General features: G+C 37.6%; 1 protein-coding gene. It reads left to right on the top strand.

The genetic code is table 11. The features are described 5' to 3' along the window. Positions 1-216: transposase (locus FC47_RS10335; RefSeq protein WP_191978682.1), on the top strand; the 216-nt coding region annotated here is incomplete at its 5' end. Positions 217-250: the final 34 nt, after the last annotated feature.

Genomic DNA, 250 nt, shown 5'->3' with positions numbered 1-250 from the left:
CCAAGCATTCGGGCATCAATTTACTCAACAAATTTGATTGAAGCTTTCAACAAAAAGTTGAAGAAGAAAATTCGCCAGAAAGAGCAGTTTCCAAATGAGGATGCCCTTCAACGATTCGTGACAACTCAAATTCTAGAATACAATGACAAGTTCGAAGAACGAGCACATCGTGGATTTCGAGGAAGCAAGGATACCTTGGATTCCATGTTTATTTAAGTAAGCATTTCATACAGAGAAGGATTTTCAAAAG

Origin of the sequence: Limosilactobacillus mucosae DSM 13345, assembly GCF_001436025.1 — a bacterium.
In the GTDB taxonomy this organism is placed as follows: domain Bacteria; phylum Bacillota; class Bacilli; order Lactobacillales; family Lactobacillaceae; genus Limosilactobacillus; species Limosilactobacillus mucosae.
The sequence above is the reverse complement of the archived record's forward strand: the minus strand, read 5'-3'. Positions and strand labels throughout refer to the sequence as shown.